The organism is Aeromonas sp. ZOR0002 (assembly GCF_963866995.1).
Classification (GTDB): Bacteria; Pseudomonadota; Gammaproteobacteria; order Enterobacterales; family Aeromonadaceae; genus Aeromonas; species Aeromonas caviae.
This window is the reverse complement of record NZ_CAWMFQ010000327.1, coordinates 1-315: the sequence shown is the minus strand read 5'-3', so window position 1 is coordinate 315 and position 315 is coordinate 1. Positions and strand designations below refer to the sequence as shown.

Below are 315 nucleotides of genomic sequence, written 5' to 3'. Positions count from 1 at the left end.
CCCGCCGTGCCGTTCATCAGCTCGGCAACGGCCTGTTCGGGGTCGATCTGCGTCAGCAGGGGCGTGACTGCGTGCTGCTGGAAATCATCGACAATCCCTGGATACGTGGCGATATTGAGGACAGAGAGGCAAAGGACCTCTACGAGCGCCTCGCCCGGGCCTTCCGCCAGCGGCTGGAAAACCGGGGGCAGAGCGCGGCCGGATAACAAGCATCGATAGCAGAGGTGGATATGATGACGACTGATTGGTGGGACATAGCGCCCCTTGGCTGGGAGAACATCCTGGTCTGTCTGGTGTGCGGCACTCTGGTGGGGC

General features: G+C 62.2%; 2 pseudogenes. Both read left to right on the top strand.

Features of this window, described 5'->3' with window-relative positions:
* Nucleotides 1-206: pseudogene (locus AACR77_RS17570) on the top strand (RimK family alpha-L-glutamate ligase); the annotation flags it as partial.
* 24 nt (nt 207-230) lie between these two features.
* Nucleotides 231-315: pseudogene (locus tag AACR77_RS17565) on the top strand (MgtC/SapB family protein); the annotation flags it as partial.